This window comes from Enterobacter sp. 50793107, from assembly GCF_001463365.1.
GTDB classification, from domain to species: domain Bacteria; phylum Pseudomonadota; class Gammaproteobacteria; order Enterobacterales; family Enterobacteriaceae; genus Enterobacter; species Enterobacter cloacae.
In genome coordinates, this window is record NZ_LNII01000071.1 from 1 (window position 1) to 463 (window position 463).

1 protein-coding gene is annotated in these 463 nt (G+C 59.0%); it reads right to left on the reverse strand.

Annotated elements, in window-relative coordinates; genetic code table 11:
* A partial coding sequence (locus APU11_RS10265) for a DMSO/selenate family reductase complex B subunit (protein WP_060578458.1) occupies positions 1-449 on the reverse strand: 449 nt, incomplete at its 3' end.
* Positions 450-463: the final 14 nt, after the last annotated feature.

Below are 463 nucleotides of genomic sequence, written 5' to 3' on the forward strand. Positions count from 1 at the left end.
AGCGCGCGCAGCGGACAGGACTCCACGCAAATCGGCTTTTTGCCCTCTGCGACGCGGTCATGGCAGCCGTCGCACTTGGTCATGTGGCCTTTGGCGGCGTTGTACTGCGGCGCACCGTACGGACAGGCCATATGGCAGTAGCGGCAGCCGATGCAGACATCCTCATCCACCACCACAAACCCGTCATCGCGCTTGTGCATTGCCCCGCTCGGGCACACTTTGGTGCAGGCCGGATCTTCACAGTGGTTACAGGCAATCGACAGGTAATAGGCAAAGACGTTCTGATGCCAGACGCCGTTATCCTCCTGCCAGTCGCCGCCCGCGTATTCGTAGATCCGGCGGAAGCTGACGTCCGGGGTCAGGTCTTTGTAATCCTTGCAGGCCAGCTCGCAGGTTTTGCACCCGGTGCAACGGCTGGAGTCAATAAAAAATCCATACTGGGTTGTCATCGGTTACTCCTTAC